The following is an 18,448-nucleotide window of genomic DNA, read 5'->3' on the forward strand; positions in this document are numbered from 1 at the left end:
CTCTCATAGGCAGCCTTCTTTTTATATCCAACCCTTTTCTTCCGCAATTGTAATTGCCTCAATTCTATTTTTCGCATCGAGCTTCGTTAATACTTCAGAAATATAATTACGTACTGTACCCGGCGAAAGATAAAGTGCCTTCGCAATTTCGTTTGCCGTCTTTCCTTCTTTCGCAAGCAACAATACTTCCTTTTCGCGATCTGACAACGGATTTTGCTCCTGCCATAGGCCGAACATTAAATCTTGGGAGACCTCTCGTTTTCCCTTCATTACATTACGAATTGCTGCTGCTAAATCTTCACTTGGGCTATCCTTTAATAAATATCCGTGCACACCAGCTTTCATTGCTCGTTCAAAATAACCAGGTCTTGCAAATGTTGTTAAAATCATTACTTTGCATGATGATTTTTCTTTCTTTAAAGTCTCAGCGACATCCAATCCACTTTGAATCGGCATTTCAATATCCATAATACTTACATCTGGCTTTAACGATTCAATTAATTTTAACGCCTCTTCCCCGTTCGCAGCTTGCCCAATTACTTCGATATCATCTTCTAGATCAAGCAGGGCTCCTAATGCACCACGAAGCATCCGCTGGTCTTCTGCAATAATAATTCGAATCATGCCCTCACCTCATCTTTTCCTGTTCTAATAACAACTGGAACTTTTACCGTTAATAACGTCCCTGGATTAATTGTACCTAATTCAACAAATCCATCAATAAGAGCAATTCGTTCTTTCATGCCGGGAATACCATTTCCATCATGATTTTGATCTGTTAAACCGATTCCGTTATCTTCTACTTTCAAAATCAGTTCACCTTGTGATTCTAATACAGAAACTGCGCACCGCGTTGCCTTACTATGTTTTACAACATTTGTAACGGCCTCACGTAAACACATCCCGACAATATTTTGTTCAATTGGTGATAACGAGCTCGATCTTGCTTCTTGCCTCACTTCTAATTCAATATTAGCTGCTTGTAAGATCGCTTTTATTTGCTCTAGCTCTTCTTCTACCGTAATCATACGCATATCAGAAATTAATTCTCTCAGCTGTTTTAAAGCTGTACGAGACGTTTGTGTAATTTCCTTCGCTTCCGCACTTGCACGCTCTGGATTTTTCACAATTAACTTCTCTACAAGCTGGCTTTTCAAAGTAATAAGAGATAACGTATGCCCTAATGTGTCATGAAGATCTCTTGCAATCCGCTGCCGTTCTTCACGTTTTACTAAGTCTTTAATTTGCTCGTTCGCCTGATCCAATTGATTTCTTAACATCTTTTTCTGATTAAAATTGCGCATACCAAATGGCGTAAGAAGCATTAAAATAAACATTGGAACGATATTTACTAAACTTGTAGTTGTTAGTTGATTCATATTTACAAATAAAAATGCTCCAAGCATGATAACTAACGAACATAACAGCACTCGAAATACTTTCTTATTTGGCGCAAATCCCATCGCACTTGCTGTGAAAAAGCCAAAAAATATCATAAAAGGATTATAAAATAAAGCAAATAAAAAGATGAGTACCATTTGAATACACGCCCAAAAAACAAACGTCCTCTGAACAAAATAAAGCTGACGGTATGTGACGATAAAAATTATCAACATACCGCTTCCTATTACAAGCTTCCATCCTGATGCCTGCGCTAAGTGATAAATTGGAAATAATAGATAAACAAACCACATATACGGGAAGAATCCCATATGTTTCGGAAAAATCTCAATCCTCTTCTTCTCTATCATTTATACCGCTTCCTGTCTTTTTCTTATATATATTGATACTACAACAAATATAAGGAAATAACCTCCTAATACCGCGATATTTTCCCATCCAATTGATTTTCCAGCTACAATATCCCACGCACCACTTCCGAAATGGTATGTCGGTGTCCATTCACCAATCGTTCTTAATATTTTTGGGAATACTTCAATCGGCATCCATAACCCGCCAACTATAGCTAAACTCATATTTAAAATATTTGCTAAGCCAGCAGCTGCGTCCGCCTTCTTAATGGAACCTATTACTGTTCCTAACGCTAAAAATGGTGTTACCCCTAACAATAACCATAATCCCGCACCAATCCATTGCCCTACCGTTAACTCAACATGATTAATTAGTATCCCTGCAATAAAGATAACTAATATTGAAAAAGCATTTACTACTGTTTGAGCGATAATTTTTGCTGTTAAATATGCTCCCTCTGGAAGCGGTGTAATTTTTAGAAGATGTGTCCATCCTTGCCCTCTTTCCTGAGAAAGTCTCACACCGAAACTAAAGAGTGCAGTCCCTACAATACTGAAAGTTGCCATCGAAATTAAATAATGTGCTTTCCACGCATCTCCGTTTTGTGGTACTTGAACAACATTTGTGAAAATGTAGTAAAACATAACAGGCATTAATAATGAGAAAAAGATAAATAATTTATTGCGGAATGTACGTAAAATTTCTATTTTGCATTGCATCCATAATGCTCTCATGCGATTTCCTCCTTCTGATTTGCGACAAACTGTTCGAATGCTTCATCAAGACTTCCACGTTCAACTGAAACATCTGTTACAGGTAAACTCTTTTGATAAATGGCTTTTAAAGTTGCATCCGTATCCTCCGTTGTTAAAATGAAGCGTCCTTCGCTTGACTTTACTTCTGTTACATTTGGTAATTCCTTTAGTAATTTTGTAGGAATGCTTTCCTTCGAGTAAAATGTGATTGTTTTTCGCGAAATCGTCGCTTTCATTTCGTCTGGTGTACCATCTGCGATAATCTTTCCGTTCGCAAATAATAAGATACGATTTGCTAAAGCATCTGCTTCTTCTAAATAATGCGTCGTTAAAATAATTGTTTTCCCTTCACTTGCTAACTTTCGAATCGTTTCCCAAAACATTCTTCGAGACGTAATATCCATTCCGACTGTCGGCTCATCTAAAAATAACAAATCTGGATTTCCCGCAAGTGCAAGCGCAAAATTCAACCTTCTTTTTTGCCCACCTGATAACTTCTCACATCTTTGCTTTCGCTCTGATTCTAAATTTGATAACTGCAGTAACGTTTCTTTCGCTATAGGATTCGTATAATAACTACGGAATAACTCGATTGCCTCTTCCACCGTAATACTATCAATGACACTTACTTCTTGCAGCATCGCACCGAGGCTATTACGAACATCTCTATGCTTTGGACTCTTTCCAAATATAAAGACCTTACCTTCTGTCGGGTCCTTTAATCCAAGCATCATCGACATCGTCGTTGTTTTCCCCGCACCATTCGGACCAAGTAACGCTACTATTTCCCCTTTATTTACATGAAATGAAACATTATTTACTGCGTTTTTATGTTTAAATGTTTTAGAAACACCATTTACTTCAATAATCTTTTCCATCTCTCCACCCCCGCTGTTTCTTATATTTACATTGTATTACTTGGAAAACTTAGGAAACAGTATGATGCGTCATGACATCGATATGACAATTGTCATGTATTCTTTATGAGAGGAATCAACCCGCATATCGCAAGCGAGTAGCAGGACGAAAATAAACATGATACAATCGGATAAGATATATATTCGAGGAAGGACAGTGGTTTTCATGATTATTCGTAATGAACAAGATTTAGAAGGCTTACGAAAAATCGGCCGCATCGTTGCGCTTGCACGTGAAGAAATGAAAAAAGAAGCGAAGCCAGGTATGACAACGAAAGAGCTTGATTTGATCGGTAAAAAAGTATTAGATGAGCATGGTGCTATTTCTGCACCTGAAAAAGAATATGATTTCCCAGGTGTAACTTGCATTAGTGTAAATGAGGAAGTTGCTCATGGTATTCCAGGAGATCGCGTATTAAAAGAAGGCGACTTAGTAAACGTCGATGTATCTGCTGCACTTGATGGCTATTATGCAGATACAGGTATCTCATTTGTTCTTGGAGAAGACGAAGCAAAAGAAAAGCTTTGCCAAGCAGCAGTTGATGCATTTTGGGCAGCAATGAAAAAGGTTAGAGCTGGCTCAAAACAAAATCAAATTGGTCGTGCTGTTTCAAACTTCGCACATAAAAGTGGATACAATGTTATTCAAAACTTAACTGGTCACGGCATTGGTCTTAGCTTACATGAAGCACCAAATCACATTTTAAGTTACTATGATCCAATGGATAATGCGCTTCTAAAAGACGGTCTTGTTATCGCTGTAGAACCGTTCATCTCTATGAAAGCTGATCATATTATTGAACGTGGTGACGACGGCTGGACATTCGTTACACCTGATAAAAGTCTTGTTGCACAATGTGAACATACCGTTGTCGTAACGCGCGGCGAACCAATAATTTTAACAGAAATCTAATACCAAAAACGGCTGTTTTGTAGATTTATTCCACATAAAACAGCCGTTTTTATTTTTGGGAAAATATGTGAACTACTGTTGAACTCTTTATCATTTAAGTATATAATCTTTAGCGGAGGTTACTTAAGCTTATCTTTACTAAAAAGATATTGTAACTAAAAACACCTTCTTTCTTATTGTTTAAACAGTCTCAAAAATGACCGTAGTAACGTGTTAGTCGAATATTCTGTAATTCTTATATCCCTCTAACAATGTAAGAAACTATCATCTTTCAACTTCGGTCCACTAATCGCACAACTCTCTTTAGACAAAATAAATGACTATTTTCAAAGTACATATTGTCTTCATTCTGACCAAAACCAACCCTATCTAGCTTTTTATCTCCACATAACTTTAAGGCAAAAATAAGCCTTCACAAAGGGATACACTACATTGGTTAGTATGTATCGTAAAACTTACCTTTATAACCATTCTTTTTTACTAGATATACATGAAAACTATCTCACATATAAAGGTCTGATATCATTCTTTATATCAGTATTTTTTTCGACATTTTTTGTCGAATTGTGTATATTTCCATAGAACTGTGTAAATATACATTTTGTTTTACGTTAAACAATTTTACTTTGAACATAATCCTGTTTGTCTGAGAACGCGTATAGAAACGGAGGGATAGCAAAAATAAATAGCTTATAACAAATACTTTTAATATTCCATTTGTTCATGTGGAATAAGTCCCCAATGGACAAATGAATGTTCAGAGGAGGAAAAATGAAAAAAATTTTCAATGTATGTTTAATTGTATTCGTACTATTTTCGCAACTTGCTAGTTTTCCATACAATCAAGTAAAAGCGGAAACCTTAACAGGAGATTCCTTATTTGACACTGTTGAAATGAAAGATGCAACGAATCATATTATTGACGAAGCAAAAAATCCTAACAATTTAATAAAGATAGGATCAATCATTCAAGTAGAATACGCTTGGTCAATAAAGGATCAACAAGCTGCACACGCAAATGATACAGCAGTAGTTCAAATACCACTTGCATTAAAAGTATCTAAAGATTTGCAAGGAGATTTAGTAACAGATCAAAAAAATATTGGTCAATATTTTATAACAGCTAAAGATAATAAATTAAAATTAATATTTAATAATCAAGTAGAAAATTTGAAAGACGCTAAAGGAAAAATTAAAGTTGATACCGTGTTTAACTCAACTTTAAAAACTGGAGAAAAATCAGTTCAAATCGCTTTTCCTTTAGGAACAATGGTTCAGCCTATATCAGTTCCTGTTCAAGTAGAAAACTCTAAAGAAGATAGCACCAAACAGGATACTAATAAACAAGCGCAAGATCCAGTAGCTAAACCTGTTACTGACAATCCGGAGCAAGATCCAGCAACTAAACCTGTTACTGATAATCCGGAACAAAACCCAACAACTAAAACTGTTACCAATAATCCGGAACAAAACCCAACAACTAAAACTGTTACCAATAATCCGGAACAAAACCCAGCAGCTAAAACTGCCACTGATAATCCGGAACAAAACCCAGCAGCTAAAATTGCCACTGACAATCCAGAACAAAAGCTAGCAAGCGACCCTGCTGAGAATACAAATTCAGGTCCAAAGCAAATAACAACAAACATTTTAACCAGTGTAAAGTTGACGGATAAAGACGGAAAACCATTTACAGAGGATAACCGTCCAAGTACAGATTCCCCTGCCAATATTGAGTTTACATGGGAACTTTTAAAATCAATGAATGTGAAAAATGGAGATTACTATATTTTTGATCTTCCTAAACATTTTAAGATTTACAATACAATTAACAGTCCTTTATATGATAGTGAAAACCATCAAATTGGTAATTTTACTGTTACAAAAGATGGAAAAGTCACGATGACATTCAACGATTATGTTGAAGAGCATCCAGATGTTGCTGGTAACCTACAATTAAAGACAGAATTTAATAAAGCTGAAATTAAAGGTACAACAACACAAGAAATTCCTTTCCCGATTAAAGATAAGGATGTTTCTATTACAGTTGACTTTAAGCCTAATGTACAAACAGCTACGAATAAAAAGGGTTTACCTGATAGACCAATTAATACAAATGAAATTAATTGGAAAGTAGAGATGAACAAAACGAAAGACCCCCTTAAAAACGCTGTTTTTAAAGATAACATTCCACAAGGTACAAGCTTAAATAAAGATTCTATTAAAGTTTATTATTTAGAAGTTGATGTTAATGGGAATGTAACGCGTGGTGCAGAAGCTGAGCCAACAGATTACAATATTATTTCATCAGATGGCTCAAAATTGGAGATTGCTTTCAAAGATTCTATCAATAAAGCATATCAAATCGAATATGCCACAAAAATTACTGATGAAAATATTAAAAGTTTCCGAAATAACGTTACGATAACGAGTGATAATCAAAAGCAACAAAACGCAAGTTCTACTGTAACGGTTTCTCGTGGTACACACTTAAATAAAACAAGTAAATATGATCCAAAGACGCAAACAATTGAGTGGACAATTACTTACAATGGTGATCAAAGAGAGATCAAAAAAGCTGATGCGATTTTAAAAGATATTTTTGACGATACACACGAACTAGATGCAAATTCTATTGTTGTAAAAAACGCTTCATATAATGAAAAAGGAACGCTTGTAACAGGAGACGCTGTTAATAATTACACTGTAAATAACAAGAAGAATGGATTCGATTTACAGTTTAATGATGATATTAATAGTGCTTATGTGATTACCTATAAAACCAAGCCAACTAATAAAGTTATAGAAGATGGAAAAGTAAAAAATAAAGTTACAGCTGATAATGATTCAAGTAAAGAAAATGAAGCTAGCTTCAAGCAGCAAAATATTATTAAATCTAATAATAAAGCTGAAACAAATTATAAAGACAAAACAACAACTTGGACAATTATAGTAAATAATAACAACTATCCATTAAGCAACGCGATTATTACGGACACCTTTGATCATGGTGGATTACAATTAAAAGATAAGAAACTAGAAATTAAAGACGGAAATTATACCCTTCAAGCTGGGACTGACTATGTTTTAGATGTAACAGATAAAGGCTTCAAAATTACTCTTATAGGTACGTATCAGTCTAATATGACAAAGACATTAGTCGTAAAATATACGACAGACTTTGATTATACAAAGCTAGAAAGTGGTAAAACTTCATTTAAAAATACAGGTAACCTTTCTTGGATAGATACGGATTCTAATCCACAATCAAATAAAGTTGAAGCTAATTTCGATCCTGATACTTTCACAAAGGCAAATGGTTATAAATACGGTTCTTATAACGCCCAAACGAAGGAAATTACTTGGATAATAGGCTTTAACTATAATAATGTTGAGATTAAAGATCCTTATGTTATAGACGTAATACAAGATAAACAAAAATTAGTGCCTGGATCCATTGAAGTGCGCGATATGATTCTAAATGGAAATCCTGATAATGCACAACCTGGTAATGCTGTACCAACTGAGAAATATGAACTTGAAGAACCTACAGAGAAAAATAAAAACACCCTAAAGGTTCATTTCAAACAATCAATTAATTCACCTTACTATATTATCTTTAAAACAAGCCTTGATGGTGAACTTATCCAAGGCACCTACAAAAACGAGGCAGATTTAAAAGATGGCTCTAAAATCGTAAACACCCTTACAGGTGACACTCAAGTAAATAAAGGTGGCAGCTTCGTTACTAAAAAAGCTGTGCAAGACGACAACTATATTAATTGGAGTATCGCAATTAACGAAAGCCAATCAACCATTGCAGATGCCGTTGTAACAGATGATCCAACCGAAAATCAGGTAATTGTGGAAGATTCATTCCACTTATATCCTACAACTGTTGATCCATATGGAAATTTAACAAAAGATACAGTAAACGAATTAAAAGAAGGAACAGACTATAAACTCAAAATAACAACAGACAATAATACCGGAAAGCAACATTTCGAAATTGCCTTCTTGAAAAAAATTGATCGAGCTTATATTTTAGAATATCGCTCACTTATTAATGCAGACGATAAAGAAAAAGTAAGTAATAAAGCGAAAATCACAGGCAATAAGTTGACAGTTAAAAACACAGAAACTACTGAAACGATTGAAGTGAGAATGTCTTCTGGTTCAGGCGGAGGATCTGCTACTAAAGGCCGTGGAAACCTTGAAATTATAAAGGTAGATAACGACAATAAGAACGCACTATTAGCTGGGGCAGAATTTACTTTATACGATCGTACAGGTAAAACTGTTATCCGTAAAATTACAACAGACAAAGACGGTATCGCTAAATTTAATAATTTAAAACGCGATAAATATTTATTAAAAGAAACAAAGGCTCCTGAAGGCTATGTAATTAGCTGGGATTTAAAACAAGGGAAAATTGTTGAACTTGGTACACAAGAGACTACAACATATAAACTTGCAAATAAGAAGTTTGTCGGTAAAGTAGTTTTAACAAAGTCTGATGACCTGAATAAAAACGTCACACTGCAAGGTGCCGTTTTCACACTACTTGATAAAGACAAAAAAATAATTTCAGAACACGAAAAATTAACAACAAATAATCAAGGACAAATTACTGTAGATAATTTAAAACCAGGAACTTACTACTTACAAGAAACAACTGCTCCTGAGCATTATAAATTAGACAGTACACCTATACAATTCACAATCAAAGAAGATCAAACAACAGTAATAAACCGAACTGCAACAAACAGTTTGATTCCAGGATCGGCCATTTTAACAAAATTCGATAAAGATGGAAAAACTTTAGCAGGTGCGGAGTTCAGTGTACGCGATCGATATAACAAAGTAATTCGTGGATATGAAAAATTAACGACAAATGATCAAGGACAAATCGAAGCAAAAGATTTACGCCCTGGAGACTATCAATTTGTCGAAGAAAAAGCACCTAAAGATTACGACATAGATAAAAAACCAATTGAGTTTACAATTATAAAAAGTCAAAAGAAAGCACTTACTGTTACAGCGACAAATCACCTCATTAAAGGTGGTGTCACTTTAACGAAAGTCGATGATGTCGATGGCACTGCCCTTGAAGGTGCTGTATTTAAAATTGTCGATGCGAATGACGAGAAACAAGTAATTCGTGAAAATATAAAAACAGGTTCAGATGGAAAAGTTACCGTTAAAGATTTAGAGCCTGGTGCTTATAAATTTATCGAAACAGAAGCTCCTAAGGATTATATGTTAAGTACAAACCCTATCGAGTTTACAATTGATAAAAGCCAACAAGCTCTTGCTACTGTTACGGCAAATAACAGCTTAAAAACGGGCGAGGTTGAATTATTAAAAGTTGATGAGTTTGGTGAGAAAAAACCACTAGAAGGTGCTGTATTCAAACTTGTCGATACAAATAATAATGACGTTTCCCCTCACACTAACTTAACTACTGATAAACACGGTAAAGTTAAAGTTAGTAACCTACGTCCTGGTACGTATAAATTTATTGAAATAGCTGCTCCTGAACATTACGTTTTACGAGCAGAACCTATTGAATTTACAATCGATAGAAGTCAGAAAGAAACTCTACTTGTGAAAGCTGAAAATGCTTTAAAACCAGGAGATGTTGAATTAACAAAAGTTGATGATATCGATGGTACAGCTCTTGAAGGTGCTGTATTTAAAATTGTTGATGCAAATGATGAAAAGAAAGTTATTCGCGAAAATGTAAAAACTGGTGCGGATGGTAAAGCTATCGCTACTGGCTTACGCCCTGGCGATTATAAATTTATCGAAGTAACAGCACCGAAGTATTACGACAAAAATACAAAACCAATTAAATTTACGATTACAGAAAGTCAAACAACTCAGGCTACTGTTACCGCTAAAAACAGCTTAACAAAAGGCGGTATTGAGTTAACAAAAGTGAATGCTGCAGATGAAAAGGAAACACTTGAAGGTGCAGTATTTAAAATCGTTAATAGAGATACTAATGAAGATGTTCGTACGGACCTTGTTACGAATAGTAAAGGAATGCTAGTTGTAGATGACTTACGTCCTGGTAACTATAAGCTTATCGAAACAAAGGCTCCAACTTATTACGATGTAAATGTAGAACCAATTGAATTTACAATCGAAAAAGGACAACAAAAACTCCTTCCACTTACATTTAAAAATAGTTTAACGAAAGGAAAAGTTAAACTTATTAAAGAAGATGATGTGGAAAGTAGTAAAGCTCTTGCCGGCGCTGTATTCACATTGCAAGATGCAACTGGCAAAGAAATTATGAAAGATTTAACAACAGATGATTACGGAGTATTAGTTATTCCTGATTTAGCACCAGGGGATTATCAATTTATCGAAACAAAAGCCCCTGAACATTATAAATTAGACAAAACACCTATTAAGTTCACAATTAAAAAAGGTAGTAAGGAAGATCTTCCTATCCCTGTTACTGTAAAAAACAGTTTACTTACAGGTGGCGTCACTTTAACAAAAGTTGATGATGTTGATGGCACTATTCTTGAAGGTGCAGAATTTATAATCGTTGACGCTCATGATACTAAAAAGGTAATTCGCAAAGATTTAACGACTGATAAAAACGGTAAAATTTCTGCTTCTGATCTACGTCCTGGAGACTATCAATTTATTGAAGTAAAAGCTCCAAAAGACTATACCTTAAGCAAAGACCCTATTCCGTTCACTATCGAAAAAAGTCAAAAAGAGAATATTACTGTTACTGCTACTAACAGTTTAAAGAAAGGTGCAGTAACATTAACAAAAATTGACGACATCGATCGTACGATGCTCGAAGGTGCAATCTTTAAGATTGTTGATATGAATGGTAAGGAAGTTCATACGAATCTTGTTACAGATAAAAACGGTAAAATTTCTGTTTCTGATTTACGCCCTGGAGACTATCAGTTCATTGAAACAAAAGCTCCTGAGCACTATGTATTAGATGAAACAACGATTCCATTTACAATTGAAAGAAGTCAAACGAAAGAAATCAATGTTACAGGCAAAAATGCTTTGAAAAACGGTAGCGTTGAACTAACAAAGATTGACGATATTGATATAAATACAAAACTTGCTAACGCCGTATTTAATTTATTAGATGCAGACGGAGAGCTAGTTAAAGAAGGCTTAAAAACAAATGATGAAGGTAAAATTGTTGTTGAAAACCTACGTCCTGGTACGTATCAATTCGTTGAAACAATTGCTCCTGAACATTACGATTTAGATAAAAAACCTATCGTATTTACAATTAAAAAGAGCCAAACTGAAACTCTTCATGTCACTGCTACAAATGCTTTAACAAAGGGTGCAGTTAAACTTTCTAAAGTTGATGATGTTGATGGCACTGTTCTTAAAGATGCAGTATTTAAAATTGTTAATATGAATGGTGATGTAGTTCATAAAGACCTTGTTACAAATGAACAAGGAATAATCGAAATTAACGACCTACGTCCTGGTGATTACCAATTTATCGAAACGAAAGCTCCGAAGCATTACGTTTTAGATGAAACACCAATCAAATTCACTATTGAAAAAGGACAGAAGAAAGCTATTTCTTTAACTGCTACAAATAGCTTAAAACAAGGTAGTATCGAATTACTTAAAGTTGATGATTTAAACACTCAAACAAAACTTGCCGATGCGGTATTTAATTTACTAGATCAAGATGGCAAAGTACTTAAAACAGATTTAAAAACAAACAGTGAAGGTAAAATCGTTATCGAAAACTTACGTCCTGGTACGTACCAATTCGTTGAAATAACGGCTCCTGAACACTATGATTTAGACAAAAAACCAATTATATTTACAATTGAAAAAAGCCAAAAAGATATTGCTACCGTTACTATGAAAAATAGTTTAACAAAAGGCGGCGTGGAACTTTCTAAAGTGGATGACGTCGATGGCACTACTCTTGAAGGCGCAGTATTTAAAATTGTGGATATGAATGGTACTGTAATTCGCAAAAATCTTGTTACGAATCAACAAGGTAAAATTAGCGTTTCTGACCTACGTCCTGGTGATTATCAATTCATCGAGACAACGGCTCCGAAACACTACGATTTAAACAAAGAGCCAATTCCATTCACAATTACAAAGAGCCAAGTTGATCCTATCTCCGTTACAGCTACAAATAGCTTAACGAAAGGCGCTGTGGAACTTTCTAAAGTGGATGATGTAGATGGTACTGCTCTTAAAGATGCGGTATTTAAAATTACTGATCTGAATGGTAAAGACATTCGTACTGAGCTTACAACAGATGTACACGGAAAAATTTCTGTTTCTGATTTACGTCCTGGGGACTATCAGTTTGTTGAAACGAAAGCTCCTGAACACTATAAATTAGATAGTACACCTATTAAGTTTACAATTAAGAAAAGCCAAAAAGAAAAACTCCAAGTTACTGCTACAAATAGCTTAACTGAAGGTGCTGTAGAATTAGTAAAAGTGGATGATATAAATCCAGATACAAAACTTTCTGATGCAGTGTTTAACATCATCGATGCGAAAGGTAAAATTGTTCGCACTGATTTAACTACTGATAAAGATGGTAAGATTACTGCTACGAACTTACGCCCAGGAGACTATCAATTCATTGAAACGAAAGCTCCGAAAGATTACGATTTAAATAAAACACCTATTAGCTTCACTATCGAAAGAAGTCAACTAACTCACGCTTCTGTTACTGCTAAGAATGGCCTAACAAAAGGTGGCGTGGAATTAACGAAAGTTGACTCTATAGATAAGAAAGAAATGCTAGAAGGTGCGGTATTTAAAATTACTGATCTGAACGGTAACGACATTCGTACGAATTTAGTTACCAATAAAGACGGAAAAATCATCGCTAAAGACTTACAACCAGGAGACTATCAATTTATTGAAACAAAAGCTCCTAAACATTACGACTTAAATGAAGAACCAATTAAGTTCACAATCGAAAGAAGTCAAACAAAGCATGTCTTCGTTACAGCTATTAATAGCTTAACGGAAGGTAGTGTTGAGTTAATTAAAGTTGATGATGCCAAGCAAAACACAACACTTGAAGGTGCAGTATTTAAAATTGTTAATAAGGATGGACACGATGTTCGTACCGATTTAACTACTGATAAAAACGGCCGTTTAGTTGTGGATGAATTACCGCCAGGAGACTATGAGTTTATCGAAACGAAAGCTCCTGAACACTATGACTTAAACAAAACACCTATTAAGTTCACAGTTAAAAAAGGACAAGAAAAAATCGCCTCTGTTACTGCTACTAACAGCTTAACTAAAGGCGCAGTTGAATTAACTAAAGTTGATGACATCGATGGTACTACTCTTGAAGGAGCAATCTTTAAAATTGTAGATCTGGACGGCAAGGATGTTCGTTCTGATTTAACTACTGATAAAGATGGGAAGATTTCTGTTTCTGATTTACGTCCGGGAGATTATCAGTTCATTGAAACGAAAGCTCCAACTGGCTATGATTTAAACATTAAACCAATTCCTTTCACAATTACGAAAGGACAATCTCAGATTACCTCTGTTACAGCTTTAAATAGTTTAACAACAGGTTCAATTGAGTTAACTAAAGTTGATATTGATCACCATGGAACACTTGAAGGTGCCATTTTCAATATTTTAGACCAAGATGGAAAAATCATCCGAGAAGGTTTAAAAACAGACCAACACGGAAAAATAATCGTAAATGATTTGAAACCTGGTAATTATCAATTAGTAGAAACACAGGCTCCTAAAGGCTATCAATTAGATGCATCACCAATAAACTTTACAATTGATAAAGCCCAAGCTACACCACTACAAATTACAGTTTCAAATAAAAAGATTGAATCTTCGTCAGGTGGAGATGACAAGCCAGTTACTCCTCCAAATAAAGAAGAGAACAAAGGCAATGAAACATCTGAGAAACACGAAAACGGAACTTCCGAAGAAACATCGAATAAAACAGATAACAAACAGCAAGATGATCGAAATACGGATAAACACCTTCCAAATACAGGTCATAAAGAAGACCCTACACAAACAGTAGGTATCCTTCTTCTACTAGCTGGATTATTAAGTATTTTGGCTACAAAACGCAAAAAAAATTATTAATAATTTTTTCACATCCAATCAATCTCTCAATTGATTGGATGTTTTTTTATACAAAAAGGACGATACATAAAGTATCGTCCTTTTAACGGGGTGAGGCTGCCCAAAAGTACGGAAAACCTTTGAACAGCCTCTTATTTTCATATGGATGCCTTACATATATCACTGATAATAATTATGAAATGCGGAAACATAATTACCATCAACTGATTCAAACATGAGAAATGAAACCCTACAGTGGTTCCATTTCTCTACATAATCTAAAGTTTGGGTACACTAGATTCATGCAATGTAGGAGCTTTCAGAGTAGAAAGCGAACCTTCGTTTAAAATGATAGCATACATATCTTCCTCAAAAATATGCAAATATGCATATATTGTTTTTATTTCTCAATGTCAGAATATTGAAAAATAAAAGACTCGAAGGTAAAATAAAGTCATTATCCGTCTTCTTTTGTCAGTCACAGAGAATAGAAGAATAGGAGAGGAAAAAATGAGAAAATCATTGAAACAAAAAATAGTAAGCTCTTTGCTTGCTGTATCACTCGCTGTTAGCTTAGCTCCAATTGGGCAAGCAAAAGCGGATTCCACGTCAGAGGTTACACAAACTCCATCTATTACAAAACAGATTGATCCAAACCGCGCGATTGAACATGTTCGTTTCTTATCTGAAACAATTGGTCCTCGCCCCGGTGGAACAAAATCCGAAGAATGGGCTTCTCGTTACATTGGTATGCAGCTTAAATCAATGGGCTATGACGTAGAATATCAACCATTTCAGGTGCCCGATCAATACATTGGATTCATTGAATCACCACTATCAACAAAACGTAATTGGCAAGCTGGTGCTGCTCCTAATGCACTCATTTCTACAGAAGCTGTTACAGCTCCCCTTATCTTTGTTCAAGGTGGGACAAAATTAGAAGATATTCCAAATGAAGTAAACGGTAAAATTGTTTTATTTGAAAGAGGAACGACAGTTACAGACTATAATAAACAAGTTGAAAATGCTGTTAGCAAAGGTGCAAAAGGTGTTCTTTTATACAGTTTAATTGGCGGACGCGGAAATTATGGACAAACCTTCAATCCCCGCCTAACGAAAAAGCAGTCTATCCCTGTCTTTGGTCTTGCTTATGCGCAAGGAAATGCATTTAAAGAAGAAATCGCTAAAAAAGGGACAACAATTCTTTCCCTAAAAGCGAGACATGAATCTAAATTAACATCTCTAAATGTTATCGCCAAAAAGAAACCAAAAAAGAGTACAGGTAATGAGAAAGCAGTCGTTGTAAGCTCGCACTATGATAGTGTTGTCGGAGCACCTGGCGCAAATGATAATGCTTCTGGAACTGGATTAGTATTAGAACTAGCTCGTGCTTTTCAAAATGTAGAAACTGATAAAGAAATTCGCTTTATTACCTTTGGTTCTGAAGAAACTGGATTACTTGGTTCGGATTATTACGTGAATAGTCTATCCCAGAAAGAACGCGACCGTATTTTAGGTGTCTTTAACGCCGACATGGTTGCAACAAATTATGATAAAGCAAAGAATTTATACGCTATGACACCTGATGGCTCTACAAACTTTGTAACAGACGCTGCCTTGCAAGCAGGTAAACAACTAAATAATGACCTCGTCCTACAAGGTAAATTCGGTTCTAGTGATCATGTTCCATTTGCTGAAGCTGGTATTCCTGCTGCTCTATTCATTTGGATGGGTGTCGATAGTTGGAATCCATTAATCTATCATATTGAGAAGGTATACCATACACCTCAAGATAACGTATTAGAAAACATTTCACCTGAACGAATGAGAATGGCATTAGACGTTATCGGAACAGGAGTTTATAACTCGCTTCAAAAACCTGTTCCTCAAACTGAACAGAAAGCTGCTTAATCATTTAAAAGACCACTGATTTTATCGGTGGTCTTTTATTGAGAAAAAATATATATGCATAAAAGCATATTTTATCCTACCCATTATCGTATACAATATTAACTGTAACAACACCGATTACAACTAATAAGGAGGCTTTTTCTATTATGAAAAAAATGATTTTAGCAGGTGCATTAACTTTAGCAGGAATTACTGGAGCTACTGCGTTTATTCCTGAAACAAAAGTCGCTGCTGCCGCTCAAGAACAAAGCTTTACAAAATTTTATTCTTTGCAAACTGGAGGTAGTTCTGAACAAGAACCTATTTTCCTTCAAAAAGGACAAGAACTAACAATTCATCCTAACAGCAAAACTCCTAGTTACAGTGTTTATGACTCAAATCATAACCTAATTGGACGTTATTCTGATGGTTACGGCCGAATTTTCACTGCAAAAACAGATGGAAATATGTATGTTCAATTTCATGCACCTTACGTTTACTATAGTCCTGTTAGTTTTTCTGTTACTTATACTATTCAATAAAAAAGAGGTCCTTTATAGGGCCCCTTTTATTTCTCTTGCCAATTCACTTTTACGAATCCATCTTTCACTTTTAATCCGCTTATATTCAATACATACTCTTCATTTGCTTTTAAAGTAACTGTAAAACTACCTTTTTTCGATTCACAGATTTCCTTTAACTCTTTTATACCTTCTCCTCGTCTTTCATACACGCTAAAGCATAAGTTCCCTCGTTTTGCATCTGTCTCATAAGAAAATGTCACTTCTGTGTCCTTCTCATACTGAAGTTCAATATCTTTACCGGCAATATCCCATGATGAGAATTTCGCCTCGTAACTTGTCTCCCCTTGCTTCTCATTTTCTAAATATATATCTCCTGCTTTCCACGCGTCATTTAACGTTTGTGCAAAAGCAAAACCACTAAGTAATACAAACATTGTACTTGCCAATATCGCAACTAATGTTACTTTCTGTTTTTTAACGAAGTTCATCTTATATTCTCCTTCAACTTTCTTTTTACTTCTTCTTACCATATATAACAAAAAACCGATAAAAAATGGAAATATAACCGCTAAGACACTCCATCCTTTACTCATTTGATGTGCTTTAGCATCTGTATATACCCATGATGCAACACATATTAAAAGTGCTATAAAAGCTAAAAACATCGTCACTCCAGCTACTTCAAATAGTACAAACGGATTAGCGAACTCTTTCATGTAATTTATACTCCTTCTTTAAAAATGACTGTATTACAACATATATCGGAATGTATACATGCATCATAATCACAATGGCTATTAACATAGGAATTTTATAATCCAAATGAGTGACAAATTGTTCTATAACAATTGTTAACAAAACAATCCAAATGGTGTGAATACAAATCATCCATTTCCTCTCTAACTTCTGAGCCTTTCGCACGCCCTGCTTCGTGTTATTTATTAGCTCTTCGCTTGGAGTTATCTCTTCTGCTAAACTGCTCTTTATTTTCTGTTCAAATTTATCTTCCTTCATGAACGAACCCCTCCAAATGTTCTCGCATTTTCTTTTTCCCATAATTAAGCCGATACTTTACCGTACCAATCGGTGTATTTAATATTTCGCTCATTTCTTTATAAGAGTATTGTTCATAATAGTAGAGTACGAGCACGGTTTTATATTTTTCATTCAATAGCTGTATAAATTCCCGTATCATTTCCGCTTCCACTTTTTGAATAAATTCTTCTGATATATTCACATCATCTGCGAAATCTATTTCTCCACTATCCTCTTTATGAAACAAATCCAATATTCGATCTTTCCACCTTTTTTTCTTACGATAAAAATCATAAAACGTACGAACACAAATTGTAGTAATCCATTTTTTATAATTCTCCACGTAAGAAAGTTGGTGCCGCGATGAAAAAACTTTTATCCATGTCTCTTGAAAAATATCTTCCGCGTCTTCTTTCGTCTTTGCTAACTTATAGCATAAGGAATATATTTGCTTCTTATATATATCAATTAATTCTTCTACCTTTTCTTCCATCATAAGCCTCCTGTCATTTATATAAGACGACGCAAATTCCCTTTTTGTTTGATAAAATTTTATTT

11 protein-coding genes are annotated in these 18,448 nt (G+C 34.8%); 4 read left to right on the plus strand and 7 right to left on the minus strand.

Annotation, left to right across the window (positions count from 1 at the left end):
- Positions 1–21: 21 nt before the first annotated feature.
- From MR136_RS09900 to MR136_RS09915, 4 genes are read right to left on the minus strand one after another with little or no spacing between them, the layout of a single operon-like run.
- Positions 22–624, minus strand: coding sequence for a response regulator transcription factor (locus tag MR136_RS09900; protein ID WP_000619260.1), 603 nt, complete (start codon positions 622–624; stop codon positions 22–24).
- The gene (locus MR136_RS09905; protein WP_242259356.1) at positions 621–1,751 is read right to left on the minus strand and encodes a sensor histidine kinase; all 1,131 of its coding nucleotides are present in this window, start codon (positions 1,749–1,751) and stop codon (positions 621–623) included. Before MR136_RS09905 ends, MR136_RS09900 begins: the two co-directional genes overlap by 4 nt.
- Positions 1,752–2,486: an ABC transporter permease gene (locus MR136_RS09910; protein ID WP_001202431.1), complete on the minus strand. Its 735-nt coding sequence runs from the start codon at positions 2,484–2,486 to the stop codon at positions 1,752–1,754. It lies immediately after the preceding gene.
- On the minus strand, positions 2,483–3,385 hold the full coding sequence (locus MR136_RS09915) for an ABC transporter ATP-binding protein (protein WP_000411127.1): 903 nt from the start codon (positions 3,383–3,385) through the stop codon (positions 2,483–2,485). Before MR136_RS09915 ends, MR136_RS09910 begins: the two co-directional genes overlap by 4 nt.
- Before the next feature lie 157 nt (positions 3,386–3,542).
- Between MR136_RS09915 and map the strand changes: the two genes are divergently transcribed.
- The 4 genes from map to MR136_RS09935 all read left to right on the plus strand — a co-directional run bounded on the left by map (position 3,543) and on the right by MR136_RS09935 (position 16,873).
- Positions 3,543–4,337 carry a type I methionyl aminopeptidase gene (gene map / locus MR136_RS09920; RefSeq protein WP_047792083.1) on the plus strand — a complete coding sequence of 265 codons (795 nt, stop codon included), beginning with the start codon at positions 3,543–3,545 and terminating at the stop codon, positions 4,335–4,337.
- A 771-nt stretch (positions 4,338–5,108) separates the two neighbouring features.
- Positions 5,109–14,462, plus strand: coding sequence for a SpaA isopeptide-forming pilin-related protein (locus MR136_RS09925; protein ID WP_242259357.1), 9,354 nt, complete (start codon positions 5,109–5,111; stop codon positions 14,460–14,462).
- A gap of 489 nt (positions 14,463–14,951) precedes the next feature.
- Positions 14,952–16,352: a M28 family metallopeptidase gene (locus tag MR136_RS09930; RefSeq protein ID WP_242259358.1), complete on the plus strand. Its 1,401-nt coding sequence runs from the start codon at positions 14,952–14,954 to the stop codon at positions 16,350–16,352.
- Positions 16,353–16,498: 146 nt separating this feature from the next.
- Positions 16,499–16,873, plus strand: a complete 375-nt coding sequence (locus MR136_RS09935; protein ID WP_000738221.1) for a hypothetical protein — start codon at positions 16,499–16,501, stop codon at positions 16,871–16,873.
- 26 nt (positions 16,874–16,899) lie between these two features.
- Here the strand turns inward: MR136_RS09935 and MR136_RS09940 are convergent, their stop codons facing one another.
- Genes MR136_RS09940 through MR136_RS09950 form a run of 3 tightly spaced genes read right to left on the minus strand, consistent with a single transcriptional unit; the run spans position 16,900 to position 18,383 of the window.
- A complete protein-coding gene (locus tag MR136_RS09940) occupies positions 16,900–17,571 on the minus strand; it encodes an anti-sigma factor (RefSeq protein WP_242259359.1) in 672 nt (223 codons plus the stop codon).
- Positions 17,555–17,869: a hypothetical protein gene (locus MR136_RS09945; RefSeq protein WP_000656685.1), complete on the minus strand. Its 315-nt coding sequence runs from the start codon at positions 17,867–17,869 to the stop codon at positions 17,555–17,557. The genes MR136_RS09940 and MR136_RS09945 overlap by 17 nt, the downstream gene beginning before the upstream one ends.
- Positions 17,856–18,383 (minus strand): RNA polymerase sigma factor, encoded by a 528-nt coding sequence (locus MR136_RS09950; RefSeq protein WP_242259360.1) that lies wholly within the window; start codon positions 18,381–18,383, stop codon positions 17,856–17,858. The genes MR136_RS09945 and MR136_RS09950 overlap by 14 nt, the downstream gene beginning before the upstream one ends.
- Positions 18,384–18,448: the final 65 nt, after the last annotated feature.

This window comes from Bacillus cereus group sp. BfR-BA-01311, from assembly GCF_022664295.1.
GTDB classification, from domain to species: domain Bacteria; phylum Bacillota; class Bacilli; order Bacillales; family Bacillaceae_G; genus Bacillus_A; species Bacillus_A cereus.